Raw genomic sequence first — 22,360 nt, forward strand, 5'->3', positions numbered from 1 at the left:
CCGCCCTGCGGCCACCTGTTATTCGGCTTTGCCGAACCAGCCGCCGAAGGCCGGCAAGGTGACCTTGGTGCCGTTCACGCTGCCTTGCAGTCCGTGCCCGGTCATCGCAACCGCGCCAGCGACGGCCGGCAGGTCCACCTCGACCGGCGTCGCGCCCAGGTTAAAGACCGCCACCACGCCCGGATACCCGGCCAGGTCGCGGCGCAGCGCCAGCACTGGCTCGGGCGCATCGAAGAACACGATCTCGCCGCGCGTGAGCTGCGGCGTATTGCGGCGCCATGCGATTACCCTGCGCGCGAAATTGAGCGGCGACTCCGGATCGTCCTCCTGCAGCGACGCCGCCACCGCGATGTGCGGCTCGGCTACCGGCAGCCATGGCTTACCGGTGGTGAAGCCCGCGTTCGGCTTTTCATCGGTCCACGGGATCGGCGTGCGGCAGCCATCGCGGCCCTTGAACTCGGGCCAGAACGTGATGCCATACGGGTCCTGCAGCAGCTCGAACGGCACGTCGGCTTCGGCCAGCGCCAGCTCGTCGCCCTGATACAGGCACGGCGTGCCCTTGAGCGACAGCTGCATCGCCAGCACCATCTTGGCCAGCGCGGGCGATGGATTGTCGCCGCCCCAGCGCGTCATCACCCGGATCGCGTCGTGGTTACCGACCGACCACGACGCCCAGCCGCCTTTGACGCGGGCTTCGAATTCTTCGACCTGGGTGCGGATGTGCGCCGCGGAGAACTGCGGCGTCAACAGGTTGAAGCTGTACGCCATGTGCAGCTTGTCGTTGTCGGCGGTGTATTCCGCCATTACGCCGAGCGCGTCGTCGGCGCCGACTTCGCCGATCGCCACCGCGCCAAATTCGTTGAGCAGCGTGCGGATCTTCTGCAGGAAGGCCAGGTTTTCGGGTTGCGTCTTGTCGTAGACGTGCGACTGCATGCCGTAGGGGTTCACGTCGGTGACCGTCGCGGTATCGCGCTTGGTCGCCGCCGGATTGCTGCGCAGCCTGGTGTCGTGGAAGTGGAAGTTACATGCGTCCATGCGCACGCCGTCAACGCCGCGCGCAAGCCAGAAGCGCAGCGCATCGAGGTGCGCCTGCTGCACTTCCGGGTTGTGGAAGTTCATATCCGGCTGGCTGGCGAGGAAGTTATGCAGGTAGTACTGCTTGCGGCGGCTGTCCCACTGCCACGACGAGCCACCGAACACCGACAGCCAGTTGTTGGGCGGGTTGCCGTCCGCGAGCGGGTCGGCCCACACATACCAGTCGGCCTTCGGATTGTCGCGGCTCTTGCGGCTCTCGGCGAACCACGGGTGCGCTTCGGCGGTGTGCGACATGACCTGGTCGATCATGATCTTCAGGCCCAGGCTGTGCGCCTTGGCGATCAGCGCGTCGAAGTCGGACAGGGTGCCGAACATCGGGTCGACATCGCAGTAGTCTGAAATGTCGTAGCCGAAGTCCTTCATCGGCGACTTGAAGAAAGGCGACAGCCAGACGATATCGACGCCCAGGCTCGCGATGTAGTCGAGCTTCGAGGTGATGCCCGGCAGGTCGCCGATGCCATCGCCGTTGGAATCGAGGAAGCTGCGTGGGTAGACCTGATAGATGATTGCTTCACGATACCAGGTGGATTTTTCGTCGGAATGTGGGGCGATGTCTTTGTTCATGGCGGGTCCGGTGAAATGCGAGACAAGAATTTGTACACAATATACATGACTTGTCGATGTTTTACAATTTCCCTCTACAGCGCTATTCACCCTACATAACCTGTCGAATCAACGACTTAGAACTCATTTGCGCGATGGGATGCTTGAAGACGGGTAGTCAAACTACAGGTATGTTTAAAGCTCAACAATTTTATGTTGCCAGCATTTGTGCTTCGGCTTAGCATCGCGTCTGGTTTAAACATTCGGAGCGAAAATGTCGCAGGCAGAAATTCAAGACGGGACGGGGAAACTACCCCGGCAAATCCCGTTCATCATCGCAACCGAAGGGTGCGAACGGTTCAGCTTTTACGGGATGCGCAACATCCTCACCCCCTTCCTGATCAGCACCCTGCTGCTGTTCATGCCGGAACCGGACCGCGCGGGCGAAGCCAAGCATGTGTTCCACACGTTCGTGATCGGCGTCTATTTCTTCCCGCTGCTGGGCGGCTGGCTGGCCGATCGCTTCTTCGGCAAATACGACACCATCTTCTGGCTCAGCCTTGTCTACTGCGCCGGCCACGCCTGCCTGGCGATCTGGGACGACAACCTGAATGGCTTCTACTTCGGCCTGTTCCTGATCGCGCTCGGCTCCGGCGGCATCAAGCCGCTGATCTCCTCGTTCGTCGGCGACCAGTTCGACCAGACCAACAAGGGCAAGGCCAAAGTCGTCTTCGACATCTTCTACTGGATGATCAACTTCGGCTCGTTCTTCGCGTCGCTGCTGATGCCGATCTTCCTGAAGGACTTCGGCCCGTCGATCGCCTTCGGCATTCCCGGCATCCTGATGTTCATCGCCACCATGGTGTTCTGGTCCGGCCGCAAAAAGTACATCAATGTACCGCCTGCGCCGGAAGACCCGAACTCGTTCACCCGCGTGGCGCGCACCGCGCTGCTGGCCGCCAGGCCAGGGCAATCGCGTCCCGGCCTGGTGGTTGCGGGCATCGGCGCGGCGGCCGCCGTCGCGTCGCTTGCGATGAGCTTCCAGTGGGGCTTCGTGATCGCCGCCTGTACCGCGGTGGTCCTGCTGCTCGCTGGCGGCGGCATCGGCACCTCGATGCAGCTCGAACGCGCACGTGGAATCCACCCTGACGAAGCGGTCGACGGCGTGCGCGCAGTACTGCGCATCCTGATCGTGTTCGCCCTGTCGACGCCATTCTGGTCGCTGTTCGACCAAAAAGCCTCCACCTGGATCGTCCAGGCCCAGGCGATGGTCCCGCAGGTCGCCGCGTTCGGTACCGAGTTCACCATCCTGCCGGCGCAAATGCAGGCGTTGAATCCGCTGCTGGTGATGATCCTGATCCCGTTCAACAACCTGGTGCTGTACCCCTTGATCCGCAAAGTCGGCATCGAGCCAACCGCGCTGCGGCGCATGACGGTCGGCATCGTGTTCTCGGCGCTGTCGTGGATCGTGATCGGCATGATCCAGGTCGCGATGGACGGCGGCGAGCCAATGTCGATGGCATGGCAGATCCTGCCATACGCGCTGCTCACGTTCGGCGAAGTGCTGGTGTCGGCGACCGGCCTTGAGTTTGCCTACAGCCAGGCGCCTGCCTCGATGAAGGGCGTGATCATGGCGTTCTGGTTCCTGTCCACCACCATCGGCAGCCTGTGGGTCCTGATCGTCAACCAGGCAGTCAAGAATGAGGCGGTGCTCGCGCAGATCGCCAACAGCGGGGTCGGCGTGATGGCCTTCCAGATGTTCTTCTTTGCCGCATTCGCGTTTGCAGCGGCCGTCGCTTTCGGCCTGTATGCAATGCGTTACCGCATGGTCGACAACTACCGCGTCGACACCAAGGCCGCCACGGCCTGATCGAAGTAGCCCCTCCCGTCCTGGGAGGGGCATTTCAAATCCACGTAGTAAAGCTACAAAGATTGCGCTACCATTGAGACAGCGGGACGCTTTACGTCCATACAGTCTGTAATTTTAGAACAATCACTCGTGAGACAGCCAATGCGCCACTTCCCTACCCACCTCATCGTCGTGTCGCTCGCCAGCACGGCAGCCTGCGCAGCCAGCGCCGCAGCGCCGATCGAAGCATGCGACGCCGCGTCGTTTCAAACGGTGGTGCAGGCGGCGCCCGCGCAATACGACGCGCGCGCCGTGTGGCTGAACGCTCGGCTGGTCAAGTGGCCTGGCGCGGATGCTGCCGGACGCTTCAAGCTGTATCACTCGCCAATCGGCGGCGTCACCGCTGTCAAAGGCGCGAAAGTCAGCGGCGCCGCAGGCGCGCTGACGCTGGCCGCGTTCAAGGGCGCGGTGCCGTCCGATGCCGGCAAGCGCTTCAAGTACGTCGCACAAGGACCGGTACTTGCGGTGGCCGCGAAAGATACGGCCGAACTGCACCGGCAGCAGCTGGTACTGGTACAGGAAGCCGCGGACGGCACGGTGATCGCTGCCACGCGCATCCAGTCCGCCGGCGCGCTCGACGCACTGTATGCATCGGCGGCGAAAGTCAGCGACCTGGGCGCAACACTCGGCAAAGGCCGGACCACCTTCAAGCTGTGGGCGCCGACCGCGCGCGATGTCTCGATCTGCACGTATGACAATGGCAGCGCGCGCGCCACCGGTATCGAGCAGATGAAGCGTGACGCCAGTACCGGCGTGTGGTCGGCGTCGAAGCCGCTCGACATGAGCGGCAAATACTACACGTACGCGGTCGATGTCGTCGTCGATGGCATGGGCGTTGTACGCAACCTGGTCACCGATCCGTACTCGGTCAGCCTGACCACCGACTCCAAGCGCAGCTACATCGCCAACCTGGCGGCGCCGGCGCTCAAGCCGAAGGGCTGGGACAGCCACAAGGCGCCCGCGACGGTAAAGGCGCAGACCGACATGACGATCTACGAACTGCATGTGCGCGACTTCTCGATCAACGACGACACGGTAAGCGCGGACAAGCGCGGCAAGTACGCGGCATTCGGCGAGTTCACGTCAAACGGCATGAAGCACCTGGCCGCCCTCGCCAAGGCCGGCATGACCGACGTTCACCTGCTGCCGGTGTACGACATCGGCAGCGTGCCCGAACTGGACTGTGCCCAGCCGAAGCCTGCCGGCGCGCCTGACAGCGACGCGCAGCAGGCGCTGGTGCAAAAGACCGCGGATACCGACTGCTTCAACTGGGGCTACGACCCGTATCACTACAGCGCGCCGGAAGGCAGCTTCGCCAGCGATCCGGCCGACGGCGCCAAGCGCATCATCGAGTTCCGCGGCATGGTCATGAACCTGCACCGCACCGGCCTGCGGGTCGGCATGGACGTCGTCTACAACCACACCTTCGCCTCGGGCCAGAAAGAAAAGTCGGTGCTCGACCGTATCGTTCCGGGCTACTACCACCGCCTTAACGCCAGCGGCGGCGTCGAGCAGTCGACCTGCTGCGACAACACCGCGACCGAAAACCTCATGATGGGCAAGCTGATGGTCGATTCGGCCGAGCTGTGGACGCGCGAATACAAGATCGACTCGTTCCGCTTCGACCTGATGGGCCACCAGCCGCGCTCCGTGATGGAGCAGCTGCAAAAGCGCGTCGACAAGGCCGCCGGCCGCCATGTACAGCTGATTGGCGAAGGCTGGAACTTTGGCGAAGTGGCCGACGGCGCACGCTTTGTGCAGGCGTCGCAGCTCTCGCTCAATGGCAGCGGCATCGGCACCTTCAGCGACCGCTCGCGCGACCATGTGCGCGGCGGGTCGGCCGGCGACTCGGGCGACAAACTGATCAAGCTGCAGGGCTACATCAACGGACTGGTGTACGACCCGAACGGCGCCGTCGCCAAGCGCCCGGTCGCAGACCTGATGCACAGCGCCGACATGGTGCGCGTGGGCCTGGCCGGATCGCTGCGCAGCTTCCCGCTGACGACCTACAAGGGCGAAAAGAAGACCCTGCAGGACATCGACTACGGCGGCCAGCCGGCCGGCTACGCAAGCCAGCCCGGCGAGGCAGTCAATTACGTCGAGAACCACGACAACCAGACGCTGTACGACATCAACGTTTTCAAGCTGCCGCTCGCCACCAGCACTGCGGACCGTGCGCGCGTGCAGATGCTGGGCGCTGCCATCAACGCCTTCAGCCAGGGCGTGGCGTACTACCACGCCGGGATCGATACGCTGCGCTCCAAGTCGCTCGACCGGAACAGCTTCAACTCCGGCGACTGGTTCAACCGCATCGACTGGAGCTACCAGGACAACTACTATGGCACCGGCCTGCCGCGCGAGGAAGACAACGGCAAGGACTTTGCGCTGCTCAAGCCACTGCTGGCCAATACCGCGCTGAAGCCATCACCTGCGGACATCGCATATGCACGCGATGTGTTCCGCGACCTGCTCGCGATCCGCGCCAGCAGCACGCTGTTCCGCCTGCGCACCGCGGACGACATCAAGCAGCGCCTGCGCTTCTTGAATACCGGTCCGGGGCAGGAACCCACCGTGATCGCCGCGCACATTGACGGCAAGGATTACGCTGGTGCGAACTTCAAAGGCGTAAGCTACTTCATCAACGTCGACAAAGTAGCGCACAAAGTGACGGTGGCGGAAGCGAAGGGGAAAACGCTGCGGATTCACCCGGCGCACAAGTCCGACAAGCGCGTGACCGAAGCAGCCTACGACAGCGCCACCGGCACCTTCAGCGTGCCTGCGCGGACGGCGGTGGTCTTCGTAGAGTAAGCAGCAACGCCAGCACGGCGATCAGCGGCACTACCCAGAAAAGGGCCACGCCCATGGTCCACAAGGTCGCGCCGCTGACAGCACTCCACAACAGGGGCACCGGCCACAGCGTCCAGTGAGCCCGCCGGGAAAGCGCCAGCAGGGCCAGGGTGACTGCCGCAGTGGCGTCGGGGGCGATGCCGAACATCTCGGCCTGCTGCCATGGGCGGCCGCTGGCCAGCGCCAGCAGCGGGTAGCCGAGCAACGCCACCATCAGCAAGCCGAGACCGGGGCGGCTGGGCGGCGACTGCAGTTTGCCGGCGACGAGCAACAGCAGGCCCTGAAGCACGAATCCAGCTGCAAAATACGGCGCCGCCGAATTGATCGTCGCATAGCGCTCGATGTGGAACGCCCACGCCACCCACAGCCAGCATGCGCCCAGCAACATCGCCGCGATGCGGCCGCTGCGTTCATCGCCGCGCCGCGCCAGCATCACCACCGCTACGCCCAGCGCGGCGGCGAGCAGGTGCAGCGGCCAGACGGCCACGTTATGGAGTTCGATCAGGCGAAAGTAGGTCCGCGCCGAGAACATCAGGAAATCGGACAGCGTGTAGCTAGCCCACTCGCTCACACCAGGCGCCCCACATGCGCGCTGATACGGCTGCGCAAGGCAGCATCGGGCATCGGCCCAGCGCCTGCGGCCATGTTCTCGCGAACGTGAGCCACCTGGGAGGTCGCCGGAATCGCGCACGTGATATCGGGATGCGAGACGATGAACTTCAGCAGCACCTGCGCCCAGCTTTTGCAGCCTATCTCCGCAGCCCATGGCGGCAGCGGATGGCGCCGCAAGGCCTGGGTCAGGTCGCCCTGGCGGAACGGCCGGTTGGCGATCACGGCGATCTTGCGCTCGCGCGCCAGCGGCAGGATGCGCTGCTCGACCTCGCGATCGACGGCGTTGTAGGTGACCTGCACGAAGTCGATCGGCTGGCTCGCCATGAGCTTGACGATGTCGGCGTGGCGCCTGCCTTCCGAAGTGGTAATGCCGACATAGCGCAGCTGCCCTGCCTTCTTCATCGCGAACAGCAGCGGCAGCTGGCGTTCCCAGTCGAGCAGGTTATGCACCTGCAGCAGGTCGAATTTTGGCACGCCCCACCGGCGGCGCGACTCGGCGATTTGCTGCCGGCCGCCGGAGCTGGTCCAGACTTTGTCGGCGGAGAAAACCGCTGCCGGCCGGCCGAGGGTGGAGAGCCCATTGCCGATGACCTCCTGCGCCGAGCCGTACATCGGCGACGAATCGATCATTCGTCCGCCCGCCGCAAGGAAATTGCGCATGACGTCGGTGGCCTCCGCCCGCCCCGCCGGGTCGTTACCGACGTTGAAGGTGATCCAGCTGCCAAGGCCGATCAGCGGAATTGCCTCACCGGACGAGGGAATGGCGCGCGTCGCGATGGGCGCCGGAGCAGCGAACACAGGCATCGTTGCGCCGGCGCCGAGCGAGACCATCGCCTGCAGGATGCGGCGCCGGCGTATGGACAGTTTGTTTTGCATCTGCAGTGCCTCCATGACAGGTGCCCAACAACAGGCATAATCTGCATGGCACCACAAATCGGCTGCGGGTTCAAGGACCGCGCAGCAGGAATCCGGAACGCCAGGGATGACAGGCCCTCCAGGGCTGACCGTCAAACGTCGGTGTGGGAGATCAGCAGGCGCTTGTTCTCCGTCTCCCCCTCCTCCTGGCCGCCTTGCGCGCCGAGCGAGATGCCGACCGAAATGATATCGATCAGCAGCAGCTGGAGAATCCGCGAAATCATCGACAGGAAGGTGGTGCTGTCTTCGCTGTGATCGACCGACAGGCAGATCGTCGCCTTCTTCGCCAGCGGCGATTTGCTGCTGGTGATGGCGATAACATCGGCCCCTGCGGCGCGGGCCGCATCGACGGCCGCCAGCAACTCGGGCAGCTTGCCCGATGTGGAAATGGCGATCACCACATCGCCCGGCTTGAGCAACTCGGCGGCCAGCGTGAACAGGTGCGAGTCGCCATACGATGACGTCGGAATACGGAAGCGGAAGAACTTGTGCTGGCCGTCGAGCGCCACCACGCGTGAATTCCCCATCGCGTAGAACTCGACCTTGTTCGCCTTGCGCAGCAGGTGGATGGCGCGGTCGATCGACACCACATCCAGCTGGTCGCGGAATTTCAGGATTGCCGACACCGTGTTGTCGATCACCTTCGCCGACAAGTCGTGCGTGCTGTCGGAACGGCGCACCTGGCTGTGACGCACAGGGATCGTCCCGGTCAGGCTGCTGGCGAACTTCAGCTTGAAGTCGGCCAGGCCGAGGAAACCCAGCGAACGGCAGAAGCGAATGACAGTCGGCTGGCTGACATCGGCCAGGCGCGCGATCTCGGCGATTGGCTCGTTCAGCACTTTACGCGGATGCTCGAGCACCAGCGTCGCCACGCGCTGCTCGGCCGGCGACAATTCGTGCTGCAGGTGCTGCACGCGCTCCATCAGCGTGTTTGCGCCGCTGCGCCCGCGCAGGTGTTCGGAAAGGATCGTCGCCACGCCGTAGAACGCGGGGTTCGGGGTCATGATGACGTAGGTCGGGATCTGCGCCAGGTAGTCGGTGAAGCGGCCTTTCGCCTCGAAGCGCGCGCGGAACGGCGAGCTGGCGAACCACTCGGCCATGCGCGGCACGATACCGCCGCCGATGAAGATACCGCCGAACGCGCCCAGCGTCACCGCCAGGTTGGCTGCGGCGCCGCCCAGCATGCCGCTAAAGCATTCGAGCACCTCGATGCACAGCGCGTCCTTCTGCTCCAGCGCGCCGCTGATGATCTCGGGCGAGGTACGCGGCTTGACATCGAGCCCGTTACGCTGCGCCAGCGCGCGGTAGATGATCTCCATGCCGGGTCCCGAGATAAGCCGCTCGTTGGACACGTGCGACCATTCCTTCCACGCAAACTGCAGGATCGCGAATTCACGCTCGTCGGCCGGTGCGAAATTGACGTGGCCGCCCTCGCTGCCCAGCGTGACAAAACCATCGAGGGTCGGGATTACGCCCGACACGCCAAGGCCGGTGCCAGGTCCCAGCACGCCGATGACGGCATTATCGGCAGGCGCTCCGGGGCCAACCTGCATCACATCGTCGCCCGACAAGCCGGGCAGCGACATCGCCAGCGCGGTGAAGTCGTTTACGATCAGCAGCGTGTTCAGGCCAAGCTCGCGGCGCACCTCGTCGGTCGAAAACTGCCAGTCGCGATTGGTCATGCGGATCAAGTCACCGCTGATCGGATTGGCCAGCGCGAAGGCGGCGTGGTTGATGCGCGTGCCGGTGTGGTCGGCCAGGTAGGAATGCAGCAGCGGGACGATGCCCGCGAAATCGTCGCACTTCAGGACGCGCACTGCGCGCAGCACGCCGGGAGCGGTTTCAAGCGCCAGGCGCGCGTGGGTGGCGCCGATGTCGGCCAGCAGGCGCGGGCCATCGGCATACGCAGTGCGGCTGTACTTCTGTTCGTTGTCGAGGTCTTTGGTCATCACTATCAGCAAAAACTGGGTGATGACAAGGATACCCTATTGTATGAAATGCACCAAAAATTGAATTGCGATAATTTCCCGCGCTTCCCTTTTCGGTGCAGTCCTTGCTTATTTAGCGATCAGCACCACGCCGTTGCTGGCGGTGAAGGAGGCCTTTCCGCCTTTCACCACTGCGTGCTTGCCGGAGTAGTAGTCACGCACGGTCTCGCCGTCGTTGAACACGCCGGCTACCGTGATCGGCACCGCTTTACCCCGCGCCACATCGAGCGCGACGACGACCTTGTCGCGCAGCTCGCCGCGCTCCAGCGTGCGCGAGAAGGTGTATGGGCCGTCCGCGAGTTTCTTGTGGACGCCGGCGCCGACCGCGAGATGCGCTTCCCGGAATCTGCCGAGCAGCGACCAGTGACGCTGCACCTCGGCGACGCGGTAGCCGTTGCGCTTGGCATTGGTGGCGAGGTCTTTCCAGTTCATGAAGGTGCGCAGGTTGGCGTCGCCTTCCGCGCCTTCGTGCTTGAGCACGCGCGCGGTTTCGTCGCCGTAGTAGACCTGCGCCGCGCCCGGTGCGAGCAGCAGCAGGTTGGCGGTCTCGTACGGCTTGGCGCGCATCGCGTCGAACGGCTGGCCGTCGTCGTGGGAGCTCATGTAATTCATTACCGAATAGCCCTTCAGCGCGCCATTGAGTTGCTCCGAGTAGGATGCGAACACTTTCTCGTAGCCCTGCTTTGCGTCGTCCTTCATGCTGAAGTTGATCAGGTTGTCGAAGCCGTTCGCAAAGAAGTCGACGTAGTTGGCGCCTCCCATGTCGAACTTGCGCGCGTGTCCAATCGCGTAGTTGTACACCTCGGCCGTCATGAAGAATTTGTCGTCGCCGAGCTTCTTCTTCGGATTGGCGCGCTTCCAGTCTTCATACGCTTCGCTGGCGACCTTCTTCAGTTCGAGCCAGATTCCAGGCTCGGTGTGCTTGGCCGTGTCGCCGCGGAAGCCGTCGAAGCCGTACTCGCGTACCCAGTCGGCGTGCCACTTCATCAGGTAGTAGCGCGGCGCGCGCGGGTAGCCGGTGCGCGCGAAGAACTCGTCGAGCTCCTTCACTTCGCGCTCGTAGCGCCCTTCCTTCTTCCACTTCTCCACCAGCTGCGGCGGCAGCGCCACCGGGTTGACGCTGTCGGTGCGGATATCCGGCAGGTTCTTCACCAGCGTGCACTGAATGGTGGTGACGGCGTCCTTGTAAGTGCAGGTCGGCCCGGTACGCACCCATTCGTCCGGCCATGCGGGGTCAAGTTCGGTGACCGGGCCGGTGTGGTTCATCACCACGTCAAGCAGCACGCGGATGCCGTGCGCGTGCGCGGTGTCGACCAGCTTCTTCAGGTCTGCCTCGGTGCCGAGGTTGGCGTCGACCTTGGTGAAGTCCTTCGCCCAGTAGCCGTGGAAGCCGTACGACTTGCCGGTGCCTTCATCGGTGCTGGCATGGATCTGTTCGACCGGCGGGGTGATCCAGATGGCGGTCACGCCAAGCTTGTTGAAGTAGCCCTCCTCGATCTTCCTGGTCACACCGGCCAGGTCGCCGCCCTGGTAGCCGCGCATCGGCGCTGCGTCCGCCTTGCGGCCGTACGCCAGGTCGTTGGTCTTGTCGGCGTTGTTGAAGCGGTCGGTCAGCAGGAAATATACCGTCGCGTTATCCCACAGGAAGGGCTTGGCCATTGGCGCGGCCACGGCGCTTTGCGCCATCGTGCCAAGTGCCAGCGCAAGGGAAACGGCTAGTGCGGTAGTTTTCATTGATATCGTTCCTGTTGATGTAGGTGGGTTCAAGTGACGACTGTCGGCCCTTCGCGGCCAGTATGTGCGCGCAGTCCCGCCACGCTGTCTGCAATCGCCGCCAGTTCGGCCAGCGCTTCCTGCGTTGGTATTGCATGATTCTTCGGGTCGGCTTCGTAGCGCTCCAGGTAAAGCCGGATCGTGGCGCCTTCGGTGCCGGTGCCGGACAGCCGGAACACGATGCGCGAACCATCGGTCATTACGATGCGCACGCCCTGCTGCGCCGACACTGAGTTATCGACCGGGTCGGTGTAAAGGAAGTCGTCGGCGAAATCGACGCTGTAGCTGCCGATGGCCTTGCCCGCCAGGGCCGGCAGCGTGGCGCGCAGGCCGGTCATCAAGGCCGCCGCGGCGCGCGCGTCGACCGCTTCGTAATCGTGGCGCGAGTAGTAGTTGCGGCCGAAGCGCGCCCAGTGCTCGCGGACGATGGCATCGACAGATTTGCCGTTGGCCGCGATCAGGTTGAGCCAGAACAGCACCGCCCAGACGCCATCTTTTTCGCGGATGTGGTCCGACCCGGTGCCGTAGCTCTCTTCGCCGCACAGGGTGACCATCCCCGCATCGAGCAGATTGCCGAAGTACTTCCAGCCCGTCGGCGTCTCGTAGCACGGCACGCCAAGCGCGCGCGCCACCCGGTCCGCCGCCGACGATGTCGGCATCGAGCGTGCTATGCCGACGATGCCATCCCGGTAGCCGGGCGCCACCCGCGCATTCGCCGCGATGATCGCCAGGCTGTCCGATGGCGTCACCGCGATGCCGCGGCCGACGATCATGTTGCGGTCCGCGTCGCCGTCGGAAGCCGCGCCGAAGTCGGGCGCGTTCGCGCCGTTCATCAGCGCGATCAGCTCGGCGGCGTTGACCGGGTTCGGGTCCGGGTGGTGGCCGCCAAAATCTTCCAGCGGCGTGCCGTTGATGACGGTGCCCTGCGGCGCGCCAAGCATCCCTTCGATGATGGTGCGCGCATACGGGCCCGATACCGCACCCATGCCGTCAAAGCACATGCGAAAGCCGCCCTTGAACAGGGCGCGGATGGCGTCGAAGTCGAACAGCGCCTCCATCAGCTGCGCGTAGTCGGCAACCGGGTCGATCACTTCGACGTCCATCCGCTCGATCCGCACAAGGCCACGGCGGTCGAGGTCAACCGGCCCGGCATCGCTGATGCTGTAGCTGTCGAGGGCCAGGGTATTGCTGTAAATGGCCTCGGTGATGCGTTCGGAGGCCGGTCCGCCGTTGCTGCTGTTGTACTTGATGCCGAAGTCGCCCTGCGGCCCGCCCGGGTTGTGGCTGGCCGAAAGGACGATGCCGCCGAACGCGCCCGCTTTGCGCACCACGCAGCTCAATGCAGGCGTCGACAGGATACCGCCCTGCCCCACCAGCACTTTTCCGACGCCGTGCGCGGCGGCCATGCGCAGGATCACCTGGATCGCCTGGCGGTTGTAGAAGCGGCCGTCGCCGCCCACGACCAGGGTCTTTCCGGCGTAATCGGTCAGCGTGTTGAAGATGGCCTGCACGAAGTTCTCGAGGTATCCAGGCTGCTGGAACTCGGCCACTTTCTTGCGCAGGCCGGAAGTGCCGGGGCGCTGCCCGGCAAAGGGATTGGTCTTGACGTTATGGATGGTCATTTGTCGTCCTGTCGGCGGGTCTTATGTTGAAAAGACGATACGACAGGACGAAAAATGACGGCGCATGGATTGTGGCGCTTTACTTGGCCGCAGGGGCCTTGTCGGTCACGAACAGGGTCAGGATGCCTGCGATGACCATGCAGGCGCCGCCCAGCATCAGCGTCTTGACGGTATGGCCGCCGAAGAACTGGGTGGTCATCCATCCGAGCAGCAGTCCGCTGACGATCTGCGGGATCACGACGAAGAAGTTGAACAGCCCCATGAAGTAGCCCATGCGCTTGGCCGGCAGCGCGCCAGCGAGGATCGCGTACGGCATGGTCAGGATGCTGGCCCATGCGATGCCGACGCCGATCATCGGGTAGATCAGCGTGTACTTATCAGTGATCATGAAGATGCTCGCCAGGCTCAGGCCACCGATGATCAGGCAGGTGGTGTGCACGAACTTGCGGCTGGTGGCGCGCGCGAACATCGGCAGGATGAACGCCGCCAGGGCCGACACGCCGTTGTACACGCCAAACATGATGCCAACCCAGTTGCCCGCATCCTGATAGCCGGTGGACTGCGCGTCGGTGGTGCCCCACACATTGTCAGCCACCGCGGTGCCGGTGTAGATCCACATCGAGAACAGCGCGATCCAGGTAAAGAACTGCACCAGCGCGAGCTGCACCATCGTCTTCGGCATCTTCGAGAAGCCGCCGAGAATTTCGGTGATCGCCTTGCCCAGGCCCGCGGACGCCTTGCGCTCGGCGCGGAACTGCGCCAGGTCTTCGGGCGGCGCCTCCTTGGCGGTAAACACGGTCCACATCACCGACAGCAGGTAGACCAGCGCGCCGATGTAGAACGAGTAGCGCACGGTGTCCGGGATCATGCCGTCGACCGGCACGTTACTGACCGCGAAGTAGTCGGAGAAGATCATCGGCAGCAACGACGCCACCACCGCGCCGCAGCCGATGAAGAAGGTCTGCATCGCGAAGCCGGCGGTCTGCTGGCTGGTATCGAGCTTGTCGCCGACGAAAGCGCGGAACGGCTCCATCGACACATTGATCGCGGCGTCCATCATCCACAGCACCGCGACGGCCATCCACAGGCTGGTCGAGTTGGGCATCATGAACAGCGCGATCGACGCGAAGATCGCGCCGAGGAAGAAGAACGGGCGGCGGCGTCCCCAGTACGGGTGCCAGGTGTTGTCGCTCAGGTAGCCGATCACCGGCTGCACCAGAAGCCCGGTCACCGGCGCGGCCAGCCAGAACAGCGGCAGTTCGTCGGGCGTGGCGCCAAGGGTCGAAAATATGCGGCTGGTATTCGCGTTTTGCAGCGCGAAGCCGAACTGGATGCCGAAAAAGCCGAAGCTCATGTTCCACAGCTGCCAGAAGCTCAGGCGCGGCTTGAGCGTTGATAGTTCCATCTTCATTGCATTGTCCCCAAATAGACCTGCCCAGTTCCGGGCCTGTGTTTCAATCGCCGATCACCGGCTTGCCGCGGCCGATGCCGCCTGTGCGCCGCTGCATGATATCCGATCAGGTGTTGCAGAAAACACGCGGCGTCGGTAAGCAACGTCGACTGCAACGGCACAATGCGGTATCCGGGGGCGGTTCGTTCGTGCAGGAATCGTCGAACGGGCAGGATGGCGGGTATTTGTAGCAAAATAACATGGCCTTTTCTGGGTGTCAATCCAATCCTCTTCATAGTAGAATGATCAGAGTAGGGCAACAATTCGATTGCTTTTGTAGTCAAATAACAGAACATTGATGGAGACAAATATGCTCGACATGCAAAAGCGCCTGAGCAATTCATTTTTTGCGATCATTGGCCTGCCGTCAACGGCGATGGGCTTCGCACTGTGCATCCAGATTTCAGCGCTGAGCTGGCTGCTAAGTACCAAATATAACCTGGCGATCCACGAGATCGGCATTGTCTGGGCTGCCGGCCCGCTGGCCGGCATCCTTGGCCAGGTCATCATCGGCTTCATCAGCGACAAGACCTGGTTCTGGGGCGGCCGGCGCCGGCCGTTCATCATGGTCGGCGGCGCGCTGGCGGCGCTGATGGTGTTCCTGCTTCCGCGCATCGATGTCGTCAGCGAGGTGCTCGGCATCGGCAACCTGCTGGTCGTGGCCGTGATCGTCGCACTGACCCTCGACCTGTCGATCAATATCGGCTTCAACCCTACCCGCTCGCTGATCGCCGACGTCACGCCGGACGGCGAAGCGCGCACGCGCGGCTTCACGTGGATGCAGACCATCTCCGGCTTCTGGGGCGTGATGGCCTACCTGATCGGCGCCTTCATCGACAACTATGTACTGATCTCGGTCGGCGTGGTGATCGTGCTGGTGTTCTCGATCGTGCCGATGTTCTTTGTCGAGGAACCGCGGGTGCTGGCCGCGCCAAGCAAAGCCGAGGCCGCCACCGGCACCGAGTGGGGCCAGCTGTGGCGCATCTACTTCGCGCACGGCTTCTCGTGGATCGGCGTGCAGGCCATGTTCGTCTACATCATCGCCTTCATCCAGCAGCACATCGTCCCGGCTACCGCAACCGCCGCCGAAGCCTCGGCGCAGTCCGGCAAGGTGATCGCGATCTCGTTCGCCGTGATGAACGTGGTCGGCTTCGTGCTGCCGGCACTGGTGCTGGCGCCGCTGGCAGTGCGCTTCGGACGGGTACGCACCCAGGTTACCTGTGTCGCCATCATGGCGCTGGCGTACTTCGGCATCGCCTTTGCGGCGCGTACGCCGGCGATGCTGTACCTGATGATGGCGCTGGTGGGCGTCGGCTGGGCTGCGATCGTCAGCCTGCCGTTCGCGATCATGAGCGAAAAGGTCGACAAGAGCCGGATGGGGTATTTTATGGGTCTTTTCAACCTGTCGGTCGTGATTCCCCAACTGATGTCGACCGGGATCGGCTTCGTGCTGAACCGCTCCGCCGACAAGGCTGTCCTGTTCGTGATCTGCGGCGCGTGCCTGGCAATCTCCGGCGCGCTGTGGATGCTTGTGCGCGAACAGCAGCAGGTCGGCGCATTGTCGCCAGCCCTGGCGACGTCCCATTAATCACACTAAAGGAAGGCACTGACTATGCAATCGCTGATCAAACCACTGCTGCCGCTGATCGCTGGCGCCGCGCTGTCCATGCCGGCCATGGCCGCCGACACCGCGCCTGGCGCCCGCCCCTCCACCGCGCTGCCGGGCGTAACGCTGCTCGCCTCCGAACTCGGCATGCCGGGCCTCGACCGCAAGCGCCAGGTGCGGCTCTACCTGCCGCCAGGTTACGCGACCTCCGGCAAGCGCTATCCGGTGCTCTACATGCACGATGCGCAGAACCTGTTCGACAATGCCACCGCGTACGCGGGCGAATGGAAGGTCGACGAAACGATGGACGCGCTGTCGAAGTCAGGCCAGCTGGAACTGATCGTGGTCGGCATCGACAACGGCCAGGACAAGCGCATGACGGAACTGAACGCGTGGAGCAGCGAGCGCTTCGGCCCGGGCGAAGGCGAAAAGTACATGGACTTCATCGTCAAGGTGCTCAAGCCAATGATCGACAAGGACTACCGCACCCTGCCCGACCGCGCCAACACTGCGATCATGGGCAGCTCGATGGGCGGCCTGATCTCGCACTACGCGATCAACCAGTATCCGCAAGTGTTCAGCAAAGCCGGCGTATTCTCGCCAGCCTACTGGACCGCCAAGCCGGTGTTTGACTTCGTCAAGGCGAAACAGCTGCCGAAAGATGCGCGCGTGTTCATGCTGATGGGCGGCGAGGAAGGCGGATCGATGGTCGGCGATGCGCTGAGCATGGCCGACCTGATCGCGAAGACCGGACATCCGGCGGACAACCTGGTCTACAAGATCGTGCCGGGTGCGCAGCACAATGAGGGCTTCTGGAGCGCGGAGTTCCGCGAAGCCGTGCTGTGGATGTTTGCCGCCAACACCAAGCGATAATCAGCGGGCCAGTTCCACCAGCGCCGCGGTGTACATCTCGAGGTTCAGCATCAGCTGCCTGGTCGTGATGAACTCGTGCTCCGAATGCCCGGTATATACCTCGCCGGGCATGCCGGGGCCGAAGCTGACGGCATTCGGGAACAGCCTTGAATTGGTGCCGCCGCCGATCGACACCGGCTTCGCATCCTTGATGCCGGTGTAGTGCGAGAACACGTTGAGCAGCGTCGGAACCTGCGGTGCGTCCGGACGCAGCCATGGCTCGGTGATCACGGCCTTCATGGTCGCACCGGGCGCGCGGGTCGCCTTCCATGCGTTGAAGGCGCTGTCGAATTGCTGCCGAAGCAGCTCACCCGGCTTGCCTTGCGGCCGCCGCAGGTTAATGTTCAGCTCCAGCCCATTCGCGGCCTGCTTCAGCACTGTCGGGGACAAGGTCATCGGCCCCATGAAGTCGTCCTTGTAGGCAGCCTGGCCGAATTTTTCGGCATACAGGCCGGTGCCTACCAGCTCGGCGACCAGGCTCGCCATATTGGCCGCCGCGCTGCCTTCCCAGTTCTGAACGGCCAGCGCGTCTGCCAGCATGGCGATGGCGTTGACACCGTCTTCCGGCTTCGACGAGTGCGCCGACAGCCCTTGCGCTTTCACGCGCAGGCGCTGGCCCTCCCAGTCGAACGTGTAGCGCATACCCTTGTGGGTGTCGCCGCGCGCCTTGATCCGTGCAGCCAGTGCCGGGGTGGCGTTGTCGATCACGGCGAATGCGTCCTCGGGAATCTGGCTGCCGAATGAGCCGCCGGTAAATTCGTTCAGCGCTGGTCCCGGCGCGGGTTTGCCGGCGACAGGCGGCATTGTGAGCGTCAGCGCGCCCCAGCCCTTTTCCGCAGTCACAACCGGGTACTCGGCGTCGATGGTGATATTTATCTGTGGCGGCGTGTGCGTCTTGAGGTACTGCTCCAGCGGGCCCCAGTCCGATTCCTCGGCCATGTACACGTAAAGCTCGATGCGTTTGTCCAGCTTGACCTTGCGGTCCTTGATCGCCTTCATCGCGTAGAGCGCGGTGGCGATCGGGCCCTTGTCGTCCTCGGCGCCGCGGCCGATCAGCTTACCCGGTTCGCTGGTACGGTCCAGCTTGAAGGGCGACTGCTTCCACTTGGCCGCATCGACCGGCTGGACGTCGCCGTGCGTGACGATGCCGACGCGCTCTTTGCCCTTGCCGTAGCCGATCACCACGACATAGCCCGAGTCGGTGAAGTCGAAACCGAGCCGGCGCGCCTCTTCACCGAGGAACTTCTTGAAACCGATATGCTGGGGATTGCTGGCGAACGGAACGCGCGGATCGGCGACCGTGTTGTAGCTGACCATGGAGGCCAGGCTGGCGATGACTTGGTCGCCGTACGTGCCACGCGCGTACTTGCCGGTGGCAAGGGCGACATCACTTGGCGGGGCGGCCAGGACAGCGCCATGCATCAGCAGCGCGAGGAGCGCGACCTTTTTCAACATTGGAGACCCTTTTTTAGGGTCGTTCCCGCGTATGCGGGAACCTATGCTGAGCCGATAGCTGAAGCGGCGTATAGGTTCCCGCATGCGCGGGAGCGACGTGCGTTTACGCGTCCGGACCTTTACGGTGCGGCTTCTTGAACTTAGGACCGCCCGGCTTCGGGCCGCCTTCCTTGCGTGGACCGGCTGGCTTTTTCACCGCAGGCTTTTCGCCGTCGCGGGTGATGTTGAGCTGCTGGCCGGCGACCCAGACCTTCTTCAGGTGCTCGATCAGGTCAGGCGACAGGTCCGCCGGCAGGTCGAGCGTGCTGTAGTCGTCGTAGATTTCGATACGGCCGATGTTGCGCGACTCAATGCCTGCTTCGTTGGCGATCGCGCCGACGATATTGCCCGGCTTGACGCCATGCGAGTGGCCCACTTCGATACGGAAGCTGCCCATGCCCTCTTCCTGCGGACGCGCGACCCGTTCGCGGTCACGCTTGAACGGCGCGGCGGCGCCGGTCGACGACTCAAAGCGCGGCGCGCGCGGCGACGACTCTTCTTTCCATGCAGGCGGCGCCTTGGCTTCGCGGTCCTGCTTCTCCAGCAGCAGCGGGATATCGCCGCGCGCCAGTTTGGCCAGCGCCGCGGCGATCTCGATCGCCGGCACGTTCTTTTCGCTCTCGTATTCCTCGATCAGCGAACGGAACACGTCCAGGCCGCCCAGCGCCAGGGTCTCCGCGATCTGGTCCTTGAACTTCGCGATACGCACGTCGTTGACGGCCTTGATGGTCGGCAGCGTCATCAGCGTCACCGGCTGGCGCGTCGCGCGTTCGATCGCCTTCAGCAGGCCACGCTCGCGCGGGGTGACGAACAGGATCGCTTCGCCGCTGCGGCCGGCACGGCCGGTACGGCCGATGCGGTGGGTATAGCTTTCCGGATCCGACGGCACGTCGTAGTTGATCACGTGGCTGATGCGCTCGACGTCAAGGCCGCGCGCGGCGACGTCGGTGGCCACCAGGATGTCGATCTTGCCGTTCTTGAGCTGCTCGATGGTGCGCTCGCGCTGCGTTTGCTGCATGTCGCCGTTGATGGCGGTGGCGGCGAATCCGCGCGCCTGCAGCTTGGTGGCCAGTTCTTCGGTACCGAGCTTGGTGCGCGCGAAAATGATCATGCCGTCGAACGGCTCGGCTTCAAGGATGCGGGTCAGCGCCTCGAGCTTCTGCATGCCGCTTACCAGCCAGTAGCGCTGGCTGATGTTCTCGGCGGTGCCGGTCTTGGCGGCGACGGTCACTTCCTGCGGGTCGCGCAGGTAGGTCTTGGCAATGCGCTTGATCGGCGCCGGCATCGTGGCCGAGAACAGCGCGGTCTGGCGCGACGCCGGGGTCTTTTGCAGGATCTGCTCGACGTCGTCGATAAAGCCCATGCGCAGCATCTCGTCGGCTTCGTCGAGCACCAGCGTCTTCAGCTTGGACAGGTCGAGCGAGCCTTTTTCAAGGTGGTCGATGACGCGGCCCGGGGTGCCGACGACCACGTGCACGCCGCGGCGCAAGGCCTGCAGCTGCGGGCCGTAGCTCTGGCCGCCGTAAATCGGCAGGACGTGGAAATCCTTGATGTGGGTGGCGTACTTCTGGAACGCCTCGGCGACCTGGATCGCCAGTTCGCGCGTCGGCGCCAGCACCAGCGCCTGAGGCGTCTGCTGCTTGATGTCGATGTTCGACAGGATCGGCAGCGCGAACGCCGCGGTTTTACCGGTACCGGTCTGGGCCTGTCCGAGCACGTCGCGATTTGCCAGCAGCAATGGAATGGTGGCGGCCTGAATCGGCGATGGCGTTTCGTAGCCGACCTCTTTCATCACCTTGAGGACAGCGGCGGAAAGGTTCAGGTCGGAAAACAACGGAAGGGGGGTGTCGGACATTGGAGGTACTCGCTAAATGGTGCTAAACCTCCAGTTTACTCTGTTGTGGGGTTGGGCGGTGCGATAACTATAGAGGGATGCTGTCGGGAAGTGCAATTATTGCAACACTGCGCACACGGAGGCGGCCTTTGGCCTTGTCCGCCCTACAGTCCACTTTGCGCGTAGGGCGGAAAAGGCCGAAGGCCCTCATCCGCCGTTTACATCTTCTTCGCGGCGCACATCTTGGCGATGTACTCGTCATGCGTCGGCATTACCTTGACGCACTGGGCGATCACGCTGCGCACGCTTTCCAGGTAGTCGGCAATATCGGCGTCCGACTGCGAGTCGGCCAGCGGATGGTAGCCGTCGATCGGCATGTTCTGCCCTTCGAACACCTGGATCCAGCCCACTTCCGAGAACAGCTCGTTGTCGACCCGCACGATGCGCCCGTGCGACTGATACATGTCCATCTTGCGCTGCAAGGTCTCGGGAATGGCCATGTTGGCGCATTCGGTCCAGTACGCCGAGTCGGTGCGCTGGTTGAGCTTGTAGTGCAGGATGATGAAATCGCGGATGCGCTCGTACTCGAAACGCGACTGGCGGTTGAATTCCTCACGGTCGACGGCGCTGAAACGGCGGTCCGGGAAGAAGTCGATCAAGCGCTGGATGGTCGACTGGATCAGGTGGATGCTGGTCGACTCGATCGGCTCGAGGAAGCCGCCGGCCAGGCCGACGGCCACCACATTGCGGTTCCAGGCCTGCTTGCGCATGCCGGTCTGGAACTTGATCAGGCGCGGTTCGGCCAGCGCCTTGCCGTCCAGGTTAGCCAGCAAAGTCGCGCTGGCTTCGTCATCGCTGATGAAGCGGCTGCAGTAGACATGGCCGTTGCCGGTGCGGTGCTGCAGCGGAATGCGCCACTGCCAGCCCGACTGGTGCGCGGTGGCGCGGGTATACGGCGTCATCGCGGCGACCGATTCGCACGGCACCGCCAGCGCGCGGTCGGCCGGCAGCCAGTGCTGCCAGTCTTCGTAACCGGTCTGCAAGGTCTGCTCGATCAGCAGGCCGCGGAAGCCCGAGCAGTCGATGAACAGCTCGCCCTCGACGCGCTGGCCGCTTTCCAGCACCACGGCGTCGATGAAACCGTCGCCTTCACGCTGGGTGGCGTGCGCGATCTTGCCTTCGATGCGGATCACGCCGCGCGATTCGGACAGCTTGCGCAGGTAGCGCGCATACAGGCTGGCGTCGAAATGGTAGGCGTAGGCGATGTCGCGCAGCGGCGAATTGGGTACGTCGTGGCGGGCCGGCATGAACTTGTTGGCCTTGGCGGCCATGCGCGAAATCGAGTACTCCTCCAGCGGCGCGGCCTTGCCGGCGCGGCGCATCTTTTGCCAGTACTGGTCGAACGGCACAGTCGCCAGGTCCTGGCCGAGGCGGCCGAATCCGTGCATGTAGCGCTCGCCCAGCTTGCCCCAGTTGACGAACTCCACGCCCAGCTTGAAGCTGCCCTGGGTTTCGCGCATGAACTCGTGCTCGTCGATGCCGAGCACGCGGTTAAAGCGCTGGATCATCGGGATCGTCGCTTCGCCCACGCCGACGATGCCGATCTCGTCGGATTCGACGAGGCGGATGTTATAGCGCCCGTTGAGCATGGTCGACAGCGCCGCAGCGGTCATCCAGCCGGCGGTCCCGCCGCCGACGATGACGATGTCCTTGATTGGTTCAGTGTTCATGATCGTATGCCGTGAATGCTCTACAAAAAA

Annotated in this window: 14 protein-coding genes; 4 read left to right on the forward strand and 10 right to left on the reverse strand. The window is 63.6% G+C overall.

Annotation, left to right across the window (positions count from 1 at the left end):
- Positions 1-18: 18 nt before the first annotated feature.
- Positions 19-1,659: an alpha-amylase family glycosyl hydrolase gene (locus tag I4X03_RS18250; protein WP_223469678.1), complete on the reverse strand. Its 1,641-nt coding sequence runs from the start codon at positions 1,657-1,659 to the stop codon at positions 19-21.
- Between the two features lie 253 nt (positions 1,660-1,912).
- Between I4X03_RS18250 and I4X03_RS18255 the strand changes: the two genes are divergently transcribed.
- Both I4X03_RS18255 and I4X03_RS18260 read left to right on the forward strand, forming a co-directional pair.
- The gene (locus I4X03_RS18255; protein ID WP_223469679.1) at positions 1,913-3,508 is read left to right on the forward strand and encodes a POT-type proton-dependent oligopeptide transporter; all 1,596 of its coding nucleotides are present in this window, start codon (positions 1,913-1,915) and stop codon (positions 3,506-3,508) included.
- Positions 3,509-3,649: 141 nt separating this feature from the next.
- On the forward strand, positions 3,650-6,355 hold the full coding sequence (locus I4X03_RS18260; protein WP_223469791.1) for an alpha-1,6-glucosidase domain-containing protein: 2,706 nt from the start codon (positions 3,650-3,652) through the stop codon (positions 6,353-6,355).
- Here the strand turns inward: I4X03_RS18260 and I4X03_RS18265 are convergent.
- From I4X03_RS18265 to I4X03_RS18290, 6 genes are all read right to left on the reverse strand, one after another.
- Positions 6,315-6,965, reverse strand: a complete 651-nt coding sequence (locus tag I4X03_RS18265) for a DUF6064 family protein (RefSeq protein ID WP_223469680.1) — start codon at positions 6,963-6,965, stop codon at positions 6,315-6,317. The two genes, I4X03_RS18260 and I4X03_RS18265, sit on opposite strands and share 41 nt — an antisense overlap.
- Entirely contained in the window at positions 6,962-7,882 is a 921-nt protein-coding gene (locus I4X03_RS18270) for an aldo/keto reductase (protein WP_223469681.1), read from the reverse strand. Before I4X03_RS18270 ends, I4X03_RS18265 begins: the two co-directional genes overlap by 4 nt.
- 131 nt (positions 7,883-8,013) lie before the next feature.
- Complete coding sequence (glk, locus tag I4X03_RS18275; protein WP_223469682.1) at positions 8,014-9,870, reverse strand: glucokinase; 1,857 nt, start codon at positions 9,868-9,870, stop codon at positions 8,014-8,016.
- A 108-nt stretch (positions 9,871-9,978) separates the two neighbouring features.
- A complete protein-coding gene (locus tag I4X03_RS18280; protein ID WP_223469683.1) occupies positions 9,979-11,643 on the reverse strand; it encodes an alpha-amylase family glycosyl hydrolase in 1,665 nt (554 codons plus the stop codon).
- 29 nt (positions 11,644-11,672) lie between these two features.
- Positions 11,673-13,304, reverse strand: a complete 1,632-nt coding sequence (locus tag I4X03_RS18285; protein WP_223469684.1) for an alpha-D-glucose phosphate-specific phosphoglucomutase — start codon at positions 13,302-13,304, stop codon at positions 11,673-11,675.
- Positions 13,305-13,383: 79 nt separating this feature from the next.
- Positions 13,384-14,709 (reverse strand): MFS transporter, encoded by a 1,326-nt coding sequence (locus I4X03_RS18290; protein WP_370660531.1) that lies wholly within the window; start codon positions 14,707-14,709, stop codon positions 13,384-13,386.
- Between the two features lie 355 nt (positions 14,710-15,064).
- Between I4X03_RS18290 and I4X03_RS18295 the strand changes: the two genes are divergently transcribed.
- Both I4X03_RS18295 and I4X03_RS18300 read left to right on the forward strand, forming a co-directional pair.
- Positions 15,065-16,342 (forward strand): MFS transporter, encoded by a 1,278-nt coding sequence (locus I4X03_RS18295; RefSeq protein ID WP_223469686.1) that lies wholly within the window; start codon positions 15,065-15,067, stop codon positions 16,340-16,342.
- Between the two features lie 24 nt (positions 16,343-16,366).
- Positions 16,367-17,233: an alpha/beta hydrolase gene (locus I4X03_RS18300; protein WP_223469687.1), complete on the forward strand. Its 867-nt coding sequence runs from the start codon at positions 16,367-16,369 to the stop codon at positions 17,231-17,233.
- Here the strand turns inward: I4X03_RS18300 and I4X03_RS18305 are convergent, their stop codons facing one another.
- From I4X03_RS18305 to I4X03_RS18315, 3 genes are all read right to left on the reverse strand, one after another.
- Entirely contained in the window at positions 17,234-18,727 is a 1,494-nt protein-coding gene (locus I4X03_RS18305; RefSeq protein WP_223469688.1) for a dipeptidase, read from the reverse strand. It abuts the gene before it with no gap.
- Positions 18,728-18,830: 103 nt separating this feature from the next.
- Positions 18,831-20,621 (reverse strand): DEAD/DEAH box helicase, encoded by a 1,791-nt coding sequence (locus I4X03_RS18310; RefSeq protein ID WP_223469689.1) that lies wholly within the window; start codon positions 20,619-20,621, stop codon positions 18,831-18,833.
- 197 nt (positions 20,622-20,818) lie between these two features.
- Complete coding sequence (locus I4X03_RS18315; protein ID WP_223469690.1) at positions 20,819-22,330, reverse strand: tryptophan halogenase family protein; 1,512 nt, start codon at positions 22,328-22,330, stop codon at positions 20,819-20,821.
- Positions 22,331-22,360 lie beyond the last annotated feature (30 nt).

Source organism: Massilia soli, from assembly GCF_016809835.1.
In the GTDB taxonomy this organism is placed as follows: domain Bacteria; phylum Pseudomonadota; class Gammaproteobacteria; order Burkholderiales; family Burkholderiaceae_D; genus Telluria_A; species Telluria_A soli.